The organism is Ruegeria sp. BHSB064 (genome assembly GCF_059613205.1).
Genome location: NZ_JBXWSB010000025.1, coordinates 1 through 15,876, shown reverse-complemented (window position 1 = coordinate 15,876; position 15,876 = coordinate 1). Strand labels below are relative to the sequence as shown.

At 52.5% G+C, this 15,876-nt stretch carries 16 protein-coding genes; 6 read left to right on the top strand and 10 right to left on the bottom strand.

Features of this window, described 5'->3' with window-relative positions; genetic code table 11:
• Nucleotides 1-95 precede the first annotated feature (95 nt).
• Nucleotides 96-272 (top strand): hypothetical protein, encoded by a 177-nt coding sequence (locus tag AC2FNU_RS08435; protein ID WP_496787111.1) that lies wholly within the window; start codon nucleotides 96-98, stop codon nucleotides 270-272.
• Nucleotides 273-698: 426 nt separating this feature from the next.
• Nucleotides 699-2,414, top strand: coding sequence for an adenylate/guanylate cyclase domain-containing protein (locus AC2FNU_RS08430; protein WP_253282942.1), 1,716 nt, complete (start codon nucleotides 699-701; stop codon nucleotides 2,412-2,414).
• A gap of 470 nt (nucleotides 2,415-2,884) precedes the next feature.
• Here the strand turns inward: AC2FNU_RS08430 and AC2FNU_RS08425 are convergent, their stop codons facing one another.
• Nucleotides 2,885-3,295: a GFA family protein gene (locus AC2FNU_RS08425; protein WP_496787105.1), complete on the bottom strand. Its 411-nt coding sequence runs from the start codon at nucleotides 3,293-3,295 to the stop codon at nucleotides 2,885-2,887.
• Between the two features lie 183 nt (nucleotides 3,296-3,478).
• Between AC2FNU_RS08425 and AC2FNU_RS08420 the strand changes: the two genes are divergently transcribed.
• Nucleotides 3,479-4,351: a LysR family transcriptional regulator gene (locus AC2FNU_RS08420; RefSeq protein ID WP_496787102.1), complete on the top strand. Its 873-nt coding sequence runs from the start codon at nucleotides 3,479-3,481 to the stop codon at nucleotides 4,349-4,351.
• A 57-nt stretch (nucleotides 4,352-4,408) separates the two neighbouring features.
• Here AC2FNU_RS08420 and AC2FNU_RS08415 read toward each other — a convergent pair whose 3' ends face one another.
• The 3 genes from AC2FNU_RS08415 to AC2FNU_RS08405 form a co-directional block, all read right to left on the bottom strand.
• On the bottom strand, nucleotides 4,409-4,804 hold the full coding sequence (locus AC2FNU_RS08415; protein ID WP_170805202.1) for a rhodanese-like domain-containing protein: 396 nt from the start codon (nucleotides 4,802-4,804) through the stop codon (nucleotides 4,409-4,411).
• A gap of 186 nt (nucleotides 4,805-4,990) precedes the next feature.
• Nucleotides 4,991-6,637: a hypothetical protein gene (locus tag AC2FNU_RS08410; RefSeq protein WP_496787094.1), complete on the bottom strand. Its 1,647-nt coding sequence runs from the start codon at nucleotides 6,635-6,637 to the stop codon at nucleotides 4,991-4,993.
• 383 nt (nucleotides 6,638-7,020) lie between these two features.
• Nucleotides 7,021-8,301 (bottom strand): tetratricopeptide repeat protein, encoded by a 1,281-nt coding sequence (locus tag AC2FNU_RS08405; protein ID WP_496787092.1) that lies wholly within the window; start codon nucleotides 8,299-8,301, stop codon nucleotides 7,021-7,023.
• A 266-nt stretch (nucleotides 8,302-8,567) separates the two neighbouring features.
• Here AC2FNU_RS08405 and AC2FNU_RS08400 point away from each other — a divergent pair, with 266 nt between their 5' ends.
• The 3 genes from AC2FNU_RS08400 (at nucleotide 8,568) to AC2FNU_RS08390 (ending at nucleotide 10,918) form a co-directional block, all read left to right on the top strand.
• Nucleotides 8,568-9,488 (top strand): sulfurtransferase, encoded by a 921-nt coding sequence (locus tag AC2FNU_RS08400; protein WP_496787090.1) that lies wholly within the window; start codon nucleotides 8,568-8,570, stop codon nucleotides 9,486-9,488.
• A 62-nt stretch (nucleotides 9,489-9,550) separates the two neighbouring features.
• Nucleotides 9,551-10,342 carry a class I SAM-dependent methyltransferase gene (locus AC2FNU_RS08395; RefSeq protein ID WP_496787086.1) on the top strand — a complete coding sequence of 264 codons (792 nt, stop codon included), beginning with the start codon at nucleotides 9,551-9,553 and terminating at the stop codon, nucleotides 10,340-10,342.
• A 126-nt stretch (nucleotides 10,343-10,468) separates the two neighbouring features.
• Nucleotides 10,469-10,918 (top strand): MaoC family dehydratase, encoded by a 450-nt coding sequence (locus AC2FNU_RS08390; RefSeq protein WP_170644971.1) that lies wholly within the window; start codon nucleotides 10,469-10,471, stop codon nucleotides 10,916-10,918.
• A 159-nt stretch (nucleotides 10,919-11,077) separates the two neighbouring features.
• On the opposite strand, the gene AC2FNU_RS08385 is transcribed toward AC2FNU_RS08390, so the two are convergent.
• From AC2FNU_RS08385 to AC2FNU_RS08360, 6 genes are all read right to left on the bottom strand, one after another.
• Entirely contained in the window at nucleotides 11,078-12,091 is a 1,014-nt protein-coding gene (locus AC2FNU_RS08385) for a LysR family transcriptional regulator (RefSeq protein ID WP_496787082.1), read from the bottom strand.
• 357 nt (nucleotides 12,092-12,448) lie between these two features.
• A complete protein-coding gene (locus AC2FNU_RS08380; protein ID WP_496787081.1) occupies nucleotides 12,449-13,168 on the bottom strand; it encodes a methyltransferase domain-containing protein in 720 nt (239 codons plus the stop codon).
• Nucleotides 13,169-13,451: 283 nt separating this feature from the next.
• Nucleotides 13,452-14,024 carry a carboxymuconolactone decarboxylase family protein gene (locus AC2FNU_RS08375; protein ID WP_496787079.1) on the bottom strand — a complete coding sequence of 191 codons (573 nt, stop codon included), beginning with the start codon at nucleotides 14,022-14,024 and terminating at the stop codon, nucleotides 13,452-13,454.
• 364 nt (nucleotides 14,025-14,388) lie between these two features.
• Nucleotides 14,389-15,267, bottom strand: coding sequence for a CopD family protein (locus AC2FNU_RS08370; protein ID WP_496787077.1), 879 nt, complete (start codon nucleotides 15,265-15,267; stop codon nucleotides 14,389-14,391).
• Nucleotides 15,264-15,608, bottom strand: coding sequence for a copper resistance CopC family protein (locus AC2FNU_RS08365; RefSeq protein WP_171672739.1), 345 nt, complete (start codon nucleotides 15,606-15,608; stop codon nucleotides 15,264-15,266). The genes AC2FNU_RS08370 and AC2FNU_RS08365 overlap by 4 nt, the downstream gene beginning before the upstream one ends.
• Before the next feature lie 12 nt (nucleotides 15,609-15,620).
• Nucleotides 15,621-15,876: c-type cytochrome (locus tag AC2FNU_RS08360; protein WP_496787074.1), on the bottom strand; the 256-nt coding region annotated here is incomplete at its 5' end.

Sequence of the window (15,876 nt, the reverse complement as noted above, 5' to 3'; positions counted from 1 at the left end):
GACAGTTTGAAACCATGAGAGAACAGCATCTCGCTTAGAAGACATGCACGACAAATAGTGTAATCAGATATGAACAAAAAATTTTGCAGAGAACGATGACTAAGATTGGCGATAGCCTCATTCGAGGTGCAAAAGAAGCACAGGAGATTGCAAAGGATAAACTCGACCCTGCTGGAGCATCTGTGCCTGGGAAAAAAACCGAGAACGCCGAAGATTCTTTCGATAGATCAGCTATCGGCCAAGTGCTTTCACGGGATACCTATAAGATTTGAATTTTCAATTCTATGCAGCTGAATCTATAGGAAACAGCGTCTACTTTTTTTTGCGTGAATGCCCTTCAATCTTGTTTTCCACATTTGTCGGGTTACTGCGGTTCCCGGCAAAGTGGTTTTGAAAACTCGGCGGGAAGCGGACTTTCTCCGCGAGTGCGAACACAAAGTAAGCTACGAATGCAAGCTGACGTTCAGTTTGAGGAAATGACGACCTTGGCTCTGCATCCCCGCGGGTCGGCTCCGAGCCCTCTGCGGTCATTCCTGAGCTATCTGTGTGTTACGGGTGCATTCGGCAGGTCGCAGCCCGAAGCAGACATTCACAGTCACGCTTTTCAGTTTTGCACTAAGCCATTCACTAGGACATGCGCGACGTTCAGGAAATCATGTTGTCTTTTCCAAGCAGCGTAATTTGCGTTACCAATAGACATGAATGGAGACCGCAGACTTTCCGCAGTACTCTCGGCAGATGTAGTAAACTACTCAGGCCAGATTAAGGCAGATGAAAATAGGACTCTCAGCGAACTTCGTGTTCTACGTCGAGAGTTATTTGATCCTTTGGTTAGCGATCATCGAGGTAATGTCGTTAAGAGGATGGGTGATGGATGGATAGTCGAGTTTAACTCGGTATCTGATGCAGTACGATGCGCCCTTGATCTTCAAAGCCAGGTGTCGACTCAGTCCTCATTGAAACTACGAGTGGGTGTGCATCTTGGAGATGTCGTATTCGACGAAGATGACATTTTCGGCGATGGCATCAATCTATCTGCACGTCTACAAGAGGCTTCCAACGAAGGGGCTGTGTTAATTTCAGATGTCGTCCATCGCAGCCTTGACGAGCGCCTCGCTGAGCAATTTTATCGCGCTGGAGAGCGACAGTTTAAGAACGCGCCGTCACCAATAGAAGTTTTCCAATGGTCGCCGCCAGGTTCTGCCCCACCGCGAGTAACTCCGGCTAGCCATACAAAGTCTCTGCTAATCGGCGTCTTACCTTTCGATAATCTTTCTTCTGACCCGGATCAGGAGTTTTTTGCAGATGGAATTACCGAAGAGATCATCACCACTTTATCAAAACTCCCGAATTTACTAGTCGTCGCGCGTAACTCTACATTCGTCTACAAAGGTCGCTCCGTTGACGTGAAACAGGTCGGTCTGGAGCAGGGTGTCGATCTTGTTCTTGAGGGAAGTGTCCGTCAAAGCGGTAACCGGGTGAGGATCACAGCACAGCTAATCGATGCAAAGTCCGGCATGCATATTTGGGCAGACCGCTATGATCGCCTCATTGAAGATGTATTCGAAGTTCAGGATGAAATCGCACTTAGGATTGCAACCGAGCTTCAAGTCGAACTGTTGGCGGGAGAAATGGCTCGTTTCAGAGGATCCGGCACAAATAACCTAGGCGCGTGGACCGCTCAACTAAAGGCCGTTGAGGCTTCGCGCAGAATTACCAGGGAAGCTCAGGCCGACGCTCGCCGATTTGCACAACAGGCAATTGCACTCGACCCGGGTTACTCGGCTCCGTATTGTACTTTGGGATTCATTTGCACTGTCGAAGCACGACATGGATTTGTTGCTGACCGGCGTGCCGCGCTAGCGGAGGCTCGTGACTGCGCTCAGCGGGCTCTGGAAATAGACAGCTACAACCCAGAGGCTCACGCTATTGCGGGTTTTGCGGATGCAATCGATGGCAAGCTGGTTTCGGCTATCGAGAAGTTCAACGAGGCACTAGCGCTGAATCCAAACCACGCTGACGTGGCTGCCAGACTGTCAATCACCCTAGCTTTCAATGGCCAGGCAAATGAAGCGATCCAAGTCGCACAACAAGCCATTACCCTGAACCCTCACTATCCAGGTTGGTATGCAGGCGTTCTGGGTTTAGCCCTTCGACTCGACGGTCAATACGAGGAAGCCAAGAAAGCATTCACCGAATATGGTCAAAGGGTTGAAGGCTTTGGTCACCTCGACCTCGTAATCGTCCATGTAGAGACGGAGAACCTTGAGGCCGCTCGCGATGAAGCACGGAATGTGATGAAATACCGCCCTCAGTTTTCCATATCGGACTGGGCGAATACTCAACTTTTCTCTGACAGAAAAAGGCTGGAGAAAGACTGTGCGTCATTGCGACTAGCCGGTTTGCCTGAATAGGAGCAAGGTTTCGCTGTAGCAGGATGGTTTGTGATGCAAACTAATCTCACACGTTTCCGATTTGGGTTCGTGATGGCCGTGCGCTTCTAGGCGCCTTGGCGGTAGGCCGCAGTCCAAACCCGGATACTCACAAATGGGCCCAGCAATTTCCCAGTAGCAGACGAATGCTGCCCTTCGCGGTTAAGCAACCAAGTTGATAATTTTGGCCGATTATCCGTAGGAACTTGAAGCTTAATTTATTTGATCAAGCGGGCTTTATTAGTGTTTCCAGATATGCCCGAGTGTCGGCATCCCACGAGCTGGGGTCCTCTCCATGAGCGACCACCGCGTGGAGCTCCATGAGTTTCCATACTTCATCTTTGGTCGCTGCGATCACTTTCCCTGGGCAGGCCTCCATGCCCTCGCAATCCTTGCAGGCATATGAATAAGCAGCGTTCATCGCTTTCTCCTCTGTTCGCTCGGAAAGTTATCTAGAATTCAGGAAACGTCGGCAGCCCGTCGTCGAGTTTTATCCATGGCTGCTGATGTGACACGAAGATGTGGGCCATGGGTTGTGCAATCGATGGGTCGTCCAACGTTACAGCAGAAAACCAAGCGTCAGCGCTCCAGTCTTGGCCCTCTACTTCATTTAGGGCGGCATAGGTCAACGTCGTTCCACAGTCCCGACAAAACCCGCGGCGAATACCCGGAGTTTTCTCAATGTGTTGGATTTCGCCTTTGATAACTACGAAGTCTTCCGCTGCCACTTTAGCCCAAGTTACAAAGGCACCGCCAAGGGCCATTTGGCATGAACGACAATGGCAATGTCCCGACCAGACAGGTGGTGTCGCAATCTGGTATCGAACAGCACCACAGTAACATCCACCTTGAAGTTTTTCCATCGTATCAAGATCTCCTGGCATGCGGCTAGGTTGACATCAGCACTAAAGCATCCGCTCCAATATTTTATAATAGCAGCGCAGATTTCACTGTGAACAATGTCAAGAATGTCGATATCATGCGACTCAAATAGTCTAACAAAACTTTAGAAAAACTACAGTATGGATTGGTTGCACCTTCCCCCAATGAACGCTTTGCGCGCCTTCTCAGCGGTTGCGAAGGCTGGGAGTTACACTGTAGCGGCTGAACGCTTGAACGTGACCCAAGCGGCTGTCAGCCAGCAGGTGAAATCGTTGGAAAGGCACTTGGGTGTAGCTCTTGTTGCTAAACGTGGGCGCAGCATTGAATTGACAGAGCCAGGCATCATTCTTGCGCGTGAACTGGGTATCGGCTTTGAAATCATTGGAAGGGGTGTCGAACGACTGGCAGAACACACAGCGCAGCGTCCCGTTCAAGTGACAATGTCACCAGCATTCGCGGTGGAGTGGCTGTTGCCGAGAATGGCAGAGTTTCAACGTGAACACCCAGATATCACTTTGATGCTGAACCCAACTTCGGAACTGGTTCAGATAAGACCAGGCGGCATCGATGTCGCCATTCGGTATCACGACAGACGCATGCCGAAAAAAGAAGAGGATACTGTCCTTGTCACCGACATGGTCGTGATCGGAGCGCCTTCACTGGTGGAAGGCCAAGATCTGCGTGACCCGGCCTCTCTGACAAAGCTGCCCTGGTTGCAGGAACTGGGCACAAACGAGGCGGCCGACTGGTTCACCTATCATGGGGTCGTACCTCTCGAGCCATTGACCATAAATCACATGCCGGGGAACCTGATCATGACTGCGGTTCGCCGGGGTGACGGTATCACGTATTCTGCCAGAGCTTTTTTCGAGGACGATCTGTCATCTGGTCGGATGATTGAATTGTTCTCTGAGCCTCTCTTCGGCGTCTATTACATCCAGACGCAGGCAGAATTTCAGCGCCCCGAGGCTAAGGTGTTCGTCAACTGGCTTAAATCTCAGTCGCAAGTCGTATCGAGACACAACTCTGGAAGCTGAGACGTATCTATTTACCCCTCTGCTCTGTTTGCTTAAGACCGTTGGTTTCGCCGTTTTTTAAGGCTGCTTTGTGGAGGAGCCAGCTGCGATCAGAGCCGCCATCCCTCCATCGATAAACTGCACGTTTTGAAAACCCATCGCAGTCAATACATTTGCCGCTGCCGCGCCTCGGTAACTAGGAGCGCCGCCACAGGTGGTGAAAATTCGCCTTGCACGATCCTGTAACTCTTGAGATCTGTATTCACTTTCAAGGTCTGCCATCCAAGCGACGGCGCGACCAGGAGCCGGAATTGCTCTCGGGCTGATACCTGTGGCCGCAATTTCAGCGCTATCCCTTACGTCCACCACAAGTGCGTTGGGGTCTTCGATCAGTACAGCCAGCGCGTCAGTTGCTGAAATTGGATTTGCTTTGGATATTTCCTGAGTTTCCATTTGTGCGAATGTTAAGACCATGTTGCCCCCCGACTGCAAATCTTACGCTATGCTACCATGCGGCTGATTTACCGCAAAACGGCATCCAAGCGATGATTGCCGGTCTTGTGGTCGCCCAGACGGTTGCCATCAACGAAGTTAAACAAGTCCCGGTCAACGGCAGAAGCGGACCTCGCAAATGCCCCAGCCATTGCTGTTGATCAGTGACTACTCTGCGGCCAAAGCCTTCTGCCTGCAATAACACGATGCCTTGATCGGCACCTCGGCGCGGGCAGTGGCTTTGTCCAGTTGTAGCTTAATGTGGGTGGCTTCGACCGTTTCACCGCGCCGGGCGAGACATTCGTGCAAGCCATGCAGGCTCCAGACGTTGCCCGGATGCTGACAGGCCCGGCTAAGCGTTGCATCCAGGCCAAGGTCTGCACGGTAAACAGCTTCGGCTTCCTCCATCTGGCCCTGCTCAAGAAGAAGAGCACCCAGCGCATGACGGGTGGGTTGCATCCAGCCCCAGGGCTCGTCGTACGGCAAGTTGTCGTCGATCTCGACTGACTTTCGCAGGTGGTCAAAGGCCGTTTCGTGCTCTCCTGCGTGATAGGCCAACTCACCCAGCATCATTTGCTCAGCGACCTTCAGAATGTCCCGGCATGTGTTGTTGAACAGCATTCGGGTCTCAGGAACTCTGGCCAGAGCATCATAGAACTTGGCTTTTTCACTCTCGGCTTCGGCAACCCTGTGTAGGTTGGCCAAGGCAACCGTCCTTGCATACCGCATCATGGCGATAGTGACGCTGTAGAGCTCCGCATCTTCAGGTAACTCCTGATCAAGGATAGCCTGCCAGCGTCCAAACCTGATCAATACATGTTGTTTCATAGGAATGAACGCCTCGAACCAATCAGCCATTGGCCGAAGTGTCTCTGAAGGTAAAGTTTCGACAAGCTCATCAGCAGCTTCCAGTGCTGCCGATGGTTGCCCTAAAAACATCGCTCCGTAGATTTTGAAGTGGTAGTTGTGACACCTGTAAACGGAATAGAAGTTGTCAGGGCCTTCGCGTTCCATGAACTTTCGATCTGCCAATATGGCTTTGTGATTGCGCAGTGCCACGTTCATGTAGTCTCCGCACAACACGTCGATATGGGTCGGCATGTGCAACAAATGCCCGGCCTCGGGCACCAGCGTGCTGAGCACATCGCCGTGACGCAGTGCCCGTTCGGGGTGGGGCGACATTTCCATCAGGTGAATGTACATGTGCAGGAGCCCTGCGTGTTCCCATGCTCCGGGGAGTGTATCAAATGCAGTTTCGAGGACTGCTATGGCTTCAAGTGTATCGGCCCCTTCGGCGGGCTTTCCGGTCGGCAAATCCCAAAGCTGCCAAGGTGTGCGGTTCATGAGCGACTCGGCCAGAATCGCAGACACGTCCAGGTCCTGATCGAATTCGGAGTGAACCTTTCGCATCGCATCAGCGAAGGCATCATTCCAGGGGCTGAAATCCTCAATATCCGATGAGGATGGATAACGCGCTGGAATGGCTTCGATGAGCGCGCGTTCAACAGGCGTCAGTTTGTCCTTTAATGACGCAGCAGCCTCGATTGACGCTTTTGCCAAGGCGATACAGTCAGGCTTCTCGTCTTCTTCGAATGTTTCCCAGGGCTTGTTGTAGTTCGGCCCAATGCAATACGCGATACCCCAGTGCGCCATTGCGCAATTTGGATCCGCAGCCACGGCATTCTGAAAGCATACTATCGCTTCTTCGTGGTTGTACGCGTAAGTCCAAGCCAAACCACGATCAAACCAAAGCTGGGCTTCGTCCGACGAGGTTGTGATCCTTCGGCTGTAGCTACCTAGATCATAGTATTCCATCACAATAACCCCCTAATTAAAGGTAGGAGATTACCACAATGGGCTGTTTCTCGATACTAGCGACATCAAAGCCGATCCAAGGCATAGACCCATCTTATTTGAACTCCATTTGATCGAAGCACTCTTCTTGGCGACTGATCAACTTGTTGGCCGCGTGAGTGACGCGTCGTCCAATCCCTCCACACTAGCCCACCGACAAGACCACAAACACCGCTCGCACACCTAAGACGGTCTTTTGAGAAAGCTGATGTCGGCAGTCAGGTTGGTCTTTTCCGCCAACCAATACTTTCGGGGCCTGGTAACGTCGTGCGACAGCTTCTGTTCTAACTGGCGTTGAAAACGTGTAATTTGCGCACATTGCGGGCGTCAAAAATGCGGGCACCCTATCCTTCTAGCGTGGCAACTGCATGGTCGTGAGAGGTATGCGGTCGATGCATGTTGAGAATGCGTCGAGCTTCATTCGATTGTCCCGAAATTGCCAGCGCATGCGCCAATGAAAACTCAATAATGTCGCGTTGCGCCCGGCTGCCGCCAAGGCGTTCGTGCTCAGACATGACACTTACGAATTTCTCAATCGCTTCATCCGCATTTCCATCCGCAAGCGCGCGGAATGCGCCTGCGACTGAGGCAACGGTGGGGCCTGCGGGTCCCTTTGCGCCGTCAATGGTTGTTTCCAGACGCTCTCTGTTTCCAGCCATCGCATGCGCAAGAGCCGCGTGAACATCCGCAAAAGCCAAACCAGGTGAAGGAAAGAACTGAACAGCATAGTCGCTGAGTTGTTGCCAACGCTCCTGAGGTATTTGCTCGCCAGCCAAAAAGGCGCGGTGAACAATTGCTACACTATCAGTCAAAACGTTAAGTGGCGGCGCAGGAGGTCGGTCGGGGGAAACATAATCATCGAACAGCTTCCACATACCTGCCACATCGCCGCTCTCAAGCGCCCACAGAGCGACGTGCCAGCTGAGATGGCAGTGCAGATACGCTGTGAAGGGATAGTCTTGCCAGAACTCGCGAAGATAAGCGTAGCCAGCGTCCGTCTCCCCATTCTCATAGTAGAGATGGGCCCTGACATGTGCACTGTGTGCGCTGTCTGGCTTCAACTCAAGTGCGCGCTCAATGTTTTCCGCGGCCGGGCCGATCTGTCCGGCCTCCATCTGGGCAAATGCATGCTGGCAGAGAAACCACCAGTCGTCGCCATAGTGTGGCTTTAACATGGTTGTGTACGCAAGCTGCTCTGCCTCGCGTCCAGCCTGACCTGAAAACCCTATTAAGCCAAATACGCTGGTACATGTCTGAGCAAGCAAAATATCTCGCGGATGGTCTGCGACGTGATCTCGGATGCGCCTGTAGGCCTGCGGTGCACGCCCCTCAATGAGATCGCTGATAATGTCGATCTGGGCGGCTTCGCGCGGGCTGACGCCATGCGAAAGTTCTTTTGCGACGGCTATTTCACGCTTTGCATCTTGTCCACGCCCGACAGTAACAAGGTAGCGCGCAAGCCCAACATGCGGCATAGCAAAACCATCATCTGCCCGCATTGCTGATCGGTAGGCTTCTTCAACATCATCAAAAGCACCCAGAAAACGGTCGATGCCTTCAACGTAGGCGTCTCGCGCAGTTTGTGATGTGGTCGTTAGCGGGCTTCCGTATCGATCTTCAAGCATCCAAACCTTCCACTATCTGTACCAAACCTGTCCGTCAGTTAGCTATATGAGCATGCCTAGCCATAAACGAGTCAAAGGAAATCGACGGTACGAGGCGCCATGATTTCAGCATCCGTTTCTTTCAGAAGCCTCATGAAATCATCTAAAAGCCGTTCAAACCATAGTTGCTTCATCAAATATCGATTTTCCAAAATTGGACTCCGAAACCAAATTTGGGGATTATTGCATACGGCTCGACCCGCGTCCGGTTAGAGGAGAACGTAGGTATGACTACCCAAACTCGCCCGCTCATTGATACGGCTTGGTTGGCAGATAACCTGACTGACCCGAAACTACGCATCATTGATGTTCGCTGGAAGTTTAGGGAGGAAAACGGCAAGGGCGTGGCCTATGATGATAGGAGCGAATTCCAGGCCGAGCACATTCCTGGCGCAGTGTATGTTGGCATGTCGACAGAGCTTGCAGACAGCACTCAGAACACTCCCGATATGATGCTCGGGCCAGAGGATTTTGGGGAAAAGATGCGAGAGTTGGGTGTTTCCAACGACAGTCATGTCGTGGTCTACGATGACTCTGGGCTTCCGTTGGCGTCTGCGCGTCTTTGGTGGGCACTTTCGCACTATGGCCATAACAACGTGCGGGTCTTGGACGGCGGCTTGCAGCAATGGAAACTCGAAGGTCGGACCACTGAAACTGGCGATCTAACCGTTGAGCATGGTGACTTTGAACCAACAGTGCAGAGCAATTGGATTGCCCGCAAAGCTGATGTCTTGGATGCGATGGGTAAGCCCGGAGTCAGAATTGTGGACTTTCTACCAAACAACCTCTTCCGAGGCGACGGAGTTCACACATGGGGAGGTCGCTCGGGACATATTCCCAGTGCCGTCAACATACCGGCGATATCGAACATCGATCCGGATTTGGCACACATACCCATTGCCGAACGTGCAGCTAAACTAAGGGAACGTGGTTCATTCAAGTTGGCGGATCATTCCAAGCTCCTCAAGCACTATCAGGACAAAGGAATTCAAACTGACGATGAGGTCATCGCCTATTGCGGCCGTGGCATAGCTGCTTCTTGTGGGCTCCTTGCGTTGCGCCAAATGGGGTTTGAAAAGTCCCGCCTGTATGATGGTTCATGGGCTGAGTGGAGCGCCGATGAGAGCCTGCCGGTTGAAACGTCGTGAGACTACGATTTTGGGTCACTGAGGGTGGTCCGTTTTTGACGCATTGCTAGGAGGATTTTTTGATGACGGACAAATTCCGGCTGACCAAAGAAGCTGCGCAGAAGTACAACAACCATAGTGTGCCTGCGATGTTCGGCCCATTGGCTGAAGCAACCATGGAGAAGGTTCAGCTTCGAAGCGGCACTTGTGTTATCGACATTGCATGCGGCACCGGGGCTTTGACGCGAGAGATTGCAAGGAAACTGACGGGCGAAGGCCGGGTTGTTGGCGTAGATCTGAACGAAACCATGATTGAGGTCGCGCAGTCCAATCAGCCGGATTGTCGTCATGTGCTCGAGTGGTATGCAGCAGATGTAACTGAGTTACCTTTCGAAAATGCTACGTTTGACTATGCCTTCATACAACAGGGGCTTCAGTTCTTCCCCGACAAATCCGCCGCTTTGCAGGAAGTTCATAGGATCTTACGCAATGACGGTCAGCTATTTTTGACATGTTGGCGCGCAGTGTCGCCCTTCAATGGAGCGCTTGCAAAAGCTCTCGAACGGCATGTTGGAACAGATGCCGCAGTCAAAGCCAGAGCGCCTTTTTCGTTTCGAGATGGGGACCTCATTTCGAACTTGTTGGTCGATGCAGGCTTCAAGATAGCTCGTCACGAGCCATTGGTACTTGAGCGAAGATTTATTGATCTTCGCGCGCAAATCATGGCGCTGCCAATCGAAACCGATCTTAAGGATGCAGGTGCTGACGTCACCAACAAGGTCGTGGAAGAGGTTGCAGACGCTTTGTCTAGATATGACAAAGAAGGCGTATTGCACGTACCGCAAGAAGCGCACCTATTTGTCGCCGCGGCATAGGTCAACGACCACTGACTTAGTTCTCCATTACGATCTTTGCCATGGTCGAAAGACAATGCAACATTAGTGGCGGCCGAGCCTGGCTCCGCGTTGACGGTTGAGTCTGCATCAAACTATACTTTTGCCATGGCTAGCGGAAAATACATCGACGATTTGTCGGTTGGCGAAACCTTCGAAACCGGTGGCGTCACGCTGACCGAGGGAGCGATTATTGACTTCGCACTGGTTCATGACCCGCAGCCCTTCCACGTTAACAAAGTGGCTGCCGCAGAGTCGATGTTCGGCGGTCTCATTGCCAGTGGATTTCAAACAATAGCGCTTACTTTCAGGTTGTTCCGCGACACTGGTGTACTTACCGGCACCAATCTGGGTGGACATGGTATGGACGAGGTACGGTGGCTGGCTCCGGTGTATTCCGGTGACACGATCAGCGTGCGCGTCACGGTTGAGGCAATTACACCATCACGTTCGAAGCCAGACCGGGGAACGGTCAAATTCCGATACCAGACATTTAACCAGAACGATGTTGAAGTTCTTAACCTGGTCATGCACCACGTGATGGCATGTCGGAGTTAAGGCGGTTTGCAGCGACTGGGGCGCGGCGATCAATTTGATCTCCCATTGTCATCTTCAAGAGTATCCTTGGGCTCGCTACATAAGGCTTCTATTGCTGCGGTCGTGGCGTACATGCAAACTATTTTGTTCGCATGTTCTCAATCCTTTTTGCCTAAATAACTACTTGTAGATTGCCGCATAGCGAGGTGCGAAGAACTTAACGAAGGCTCTAACCTCTGGCCGACGATAGGCTTCCGGCGAAATGAGCATTAGGTGCGGCACCGCAAGTTCGGGGATTTCGTCGAAACATCGGATAAAAGACATGTCTGTTTCCACCAGCTTGACATTGCTGATCCCAAGGCCTTGCCCTGACCTGATCGCCGCATGCATTAGCTCCAGTTCAGTGAAAGACATGACGATCTGGCCCGGCTCCACATGATTGGTCAACCATTCGTGGAATACATTCGGTACATCGTCCCGCTGAAAGGTAACAAACTGATGCCCGGCCAGATCATTCGTTGACCCCGGTAAGCCAAATTTGTCCGCGTAATTTCTGCTGCCGAACAAAGACCACCGGGCCGTGCTGATCTTACGACAGATCAGGTCAGGATCGGGATCGGTTCTTGCAAGGCGCAAAGCAATGTCGGCCTCGCCCGCCATCAGGTCCAGCGCCCGAACGCTGGACAAAAACTCGAATGCGACATCCTGATTGTCGGCGGAAAACTCGTTTACGATTTCAATCATGCGTGCGGAGAAGTTTGCCGAATAAGCGGTGATACGGATGGGTTGTGTCGACGTCAATTCCTTCGCGCAATCGGCGAATTCAAGGACTGAAGCCTCGATGGCTTCGGCGAGGGGAACAAGGCGAAGGGCTTCTGGGGTCGGTTTGAACCCGTGCGTACCGCGCTCAAAAAGCGTCAAGCCTATTTCTCTTTCGAGAACATCAATGCGTCGGGCGACCGTTGGTTGGGAGACCTTTAACTTTCTAGAGGCCGCAAGTGTCGATCCTTCTCTGAAGACAGAGAGGAACACACGAATATCCGACCAATTTCGGAACCCGTTCTTCATTTTTGTAGAACAGCACAATTTTGTGCCGGATACCAGAAAAACAGGTGAACAGTTACTGTTGTTGCGACAGCGCAGGCAACTCGGAAAGGACCATGAGATGGCTTCCCATACAATGTCACCCAGCATCTGGACCGTATTTGGTGGACTGTTCGGTTGGACCAAAAGAGCCTGCCCCGAAACCCGTAAGCCGCAGCCTACAGCCAACGATCTTCACGCGGAACGCGACTATATTAATGACGTGATCTGGAGTAATCCCGATGCGTTTTCGAGTGAGCTGGACGTTCAGAACATGATGAGTCTGTATCCAGAAAGGTTCTGAAAACACTTGGTGACAATCGGCCGAACAGGGCGATTAGATCACGCCAAATACAGCTGCAAGCTGGAATTGACAGCCACGCACCTGTGTTGTCGCAATTGAGTAAGTACCAATACGAGACTTTCATGAAGCCCGCGAAAGAACCCAGGCCGATTTACTTAGCTCAATCACCCCTTTTTGCGCACCACGACAACAAATTGGGTCATCGAAAAGAAGAAGCGTCCAACTTTTGCAAGGCTATGCTGTTCGTCAAACCACGATTGCGCTACGGTGGGATCAACATGGTCATTTGCAACAGCGTATTGCTTCATGAGGTGCATCATCATGATTGCGAGGCCATCAGGCTTTAGCTGGTGATCTGTCATTGTGAACGACAAGACATCTTCCACATGGTCGCCCCGATCCTTTATCAGTGCGGGCAGTCTTTCCGGAACGGAACCACTCACAAAGTGCTGGTTCCAGGAAGTCAGCATCTTTTGCATTCTGTCAGGTTGGTCACTGAACCAAATCAAGCTGCCAAAGTGTAGATCGCTGATGACGAGGCGCCCGCCGGGTTTGACGCACCGCAGCGTATCAGCCAACGCACCTTCTACGTCTTCGATGTACTCAAAGACCTGTACCGAGACGGCCTTGTCAGCACTCTCATCCTCAATGGGCAAGCTATTTGCAGCACCAGCACGAAACTCCACGTTTGCGTAGTCGCTGCATCGTTCTCTTGCGGCCGCTGTCATATCCTCGCTTGGGTCGATCCCGATGACATAGCCATCCGAGCCAACTGCGCGGGCCAACTCCGCTGTTAACAGACCGTTGCCACAGCCGATGTCCAAAATAGTCTCACCGGGAGCCGGGCACAGCGCATCAAATGAAGCCTGTCTTCGCCGTGTCAATTCGGCTCCCTGATACGCGGTTTCTAGTAATCTCGTTGTTTCAGCGCCAAACTTAAGCAACTCTCCCCCCCCTTACAAAGCCCACAAGTCTCCAAACCTTATCAGACAATGGGTTAACTGCGAAAAGCAGGGGGGATCATCGAGGTTTGAACATGGATCTTCCAAGATAACCGAGGGTGCCGACTGGTACCCACCAATTGGTTGACCTCGGGAGGTAAGGACGCTTCTGCCGCTTAATTGGGCCAGTTTTTCGTAGCGGTTCGAACGTTAGAACAACATCAATTCAAGGGATGTCGAGGCCGTTCTCTCGTCCGAAATCGGTATAGAAGCTGTCACTGCGGTATCGGTTTAAAGTGGCTTCGTCCGCTTCTCTTGGATCGGTGCCAGGGCTTTGAACACCTGTTCCTTCTATGAAGCGGTTCACGAGATTAAAGACACCGCAGACCTGGATAGCATCGAACAGCGCGCTCTCTGACCAGCCTGCCGCGTAGACCGCATTTGCGTCGGCTTCCGTCATTCGGGATGGCGAGACGGTGAGCTTTTCGACGTATGCAAGTAAGGGTTTGAGGTGGTCCTCGACGGGTGCCGTATCGCGGTCTTCCATCAGCGCCTCAATTGTCTCGACTTCAATGCCATAGGCTTTGGCAAACACGATGTGCGCTCCATGGCAATACGCACAAGCATTCAAGCCCGAGACATAGGCTGCGATCAATTCACGTTCAGCAACCGAGAGATCGCTCTCGCCCCTCATCACCAAGCTTTCGTACGCACAAAGCGGAGAAAGCTTGTCTGGAAAGGCTTGATAAACACTTCCAAGCGTTGCGTTCTCGGGAAGAGATGGAAACAGGCGTTTCATTTAATTCTCTTTCAATCTTGCTATGGATTACGTTTTCTCAAAGTGAGGAACCAACGTTGTTTACGCAACCTTAAAGCAATTTCGGGTTCCGCTCAGAGATTCTGTTGGGATACTGCGAACGGTAAGTTTGCCAGACGACACCCCCAACTTGTTGCTGCTTGGTTAAAGGCAATTTCATTTGAGCCGTTCTCGTAAATTTGCAAAGTCAGCATTCTGCGCTTCACTGTCTTTCGAGAAGCATGCAGCATCCTGTGGTTTCGGACTCATTGTCGACCTTCGCTGACTTCTGTGTCTATGACTGGAGGCAGCCCAAAGCGGACATTCGTAACAAGGCTTTGCAGTTCCGGCTTCGGACTATAAGCCGTCAGAGATTGATGGGAGGTGTCGTCACACTGGTTAGCGTTGCCGTTGCAAACAGGATCAGGACAACAGCCAACATCTCAATTGAAATCGAACGTCGTAGAGCAAGTGTCGCACCACGCGTCTCAGCCCTGAGAGCCGGAACAAATCTCAGCTTGTTCAGCGCCGCGAGACCAAGAAGGGTAGAAACGATCACGACCTTGACCAGAAGCACCAATCCATAGGCCGTTCCGAACAAAGCGGTCACGGAGCCCGAAAGCAGCCACGCGAGCGCTGCGCCTGCAACAATCAGGACGGCAACTCCGTAAGCAGCGACATTGCCAAAGTGGTGCAGTAGATCGGCCCCGGTTGGAGTGAGCGCCGCTTTGCGCAAAGGCAGGAGAGCGCCAACCCAAAACGCGGCAGCCAGCAGATGCAGAACCAGTAAGACTGCGAGAAGCCCCCTTGGCTCTCCGAGGGAGTGTCCCACCTGAGCAAAGGAAACCGCAACGGCAAGGCTGCCCGCCAAAGCGATCCACTGCCCGACGCGTGGGAGCAAAATTGCCAATATCGCGAGTTCACCCACTCCTCGCCAAATCGCGGCGGTGCCAAGTGGACTGTCCCAGACAAAGCCAAGCATCATTGGGTCCGTCGCGCCCTCAAAGCCCATCCCGGATATCCGCGCCGCCCTAATGCCGAAACGCAAAACCAGAACGGCGAGACCGAGTAGCGCGGCACCGACCGCGAGGTGCCTGGCAAGGCGCCAAACAGACACTTCGGCGCGCGTGGCAAAGAGGACGGCGAACAGGACGTTACCCATCGCCAGCAGCGCCGTACCGTAGCCAAGTGCTTTCGCCAGAATGGCCAAGACGACAACACCGTCAATGGGGGCCAGTCCGGTCACTCAGTTACCGTGAAAGAGAAGCTGCCCTGCATCGGGTGACCGTCGGAAGCCATACCGCGCCAGTCGAAACGATAGCTTCCGGGTGCAAGCTCCTCCAAAGGCATAGCGCGGAACTCCATAGCGGGGTCCATACCTATCTCGCGCTCAATTTTAACGTCGCCATCGGGTGAGGTCAGCGTGACCGAGATGATGCGCATCGGATCATCGAACCGCATGGAAAGCTCCGGCACGTCCGTGACAGTCGCGCCGTCAGCCGGTGTCGTTGCCTCGGACTTTGAATGCGCAGCCGCAAGCATTGGAGCCATCGCTACGGCCAAACCAAGAAGAGTTTGTTTGATCATCTGAGTTTTCCTCTATTCGGATTGGGCATTCAGTTCGTCGTGATACTCACGAATGTCATCAGGCCAGGTTGATTTAATAAAGGACAGCACTGCAATGATTTCTTCATCGCTGAGCACTCCTTCATAGACCGGCATACCAGTTGCGGGCGCATTCTCCATCAGTCCGGCCAGGCCAAATTTGGTCAAGGTGAAGAGCGTTTCATCATCGTGGTGCCACGTATGCCCTGTGGCGTCGTGCGGCGGTGCTGGTAGCAAACCATCCTCGCCG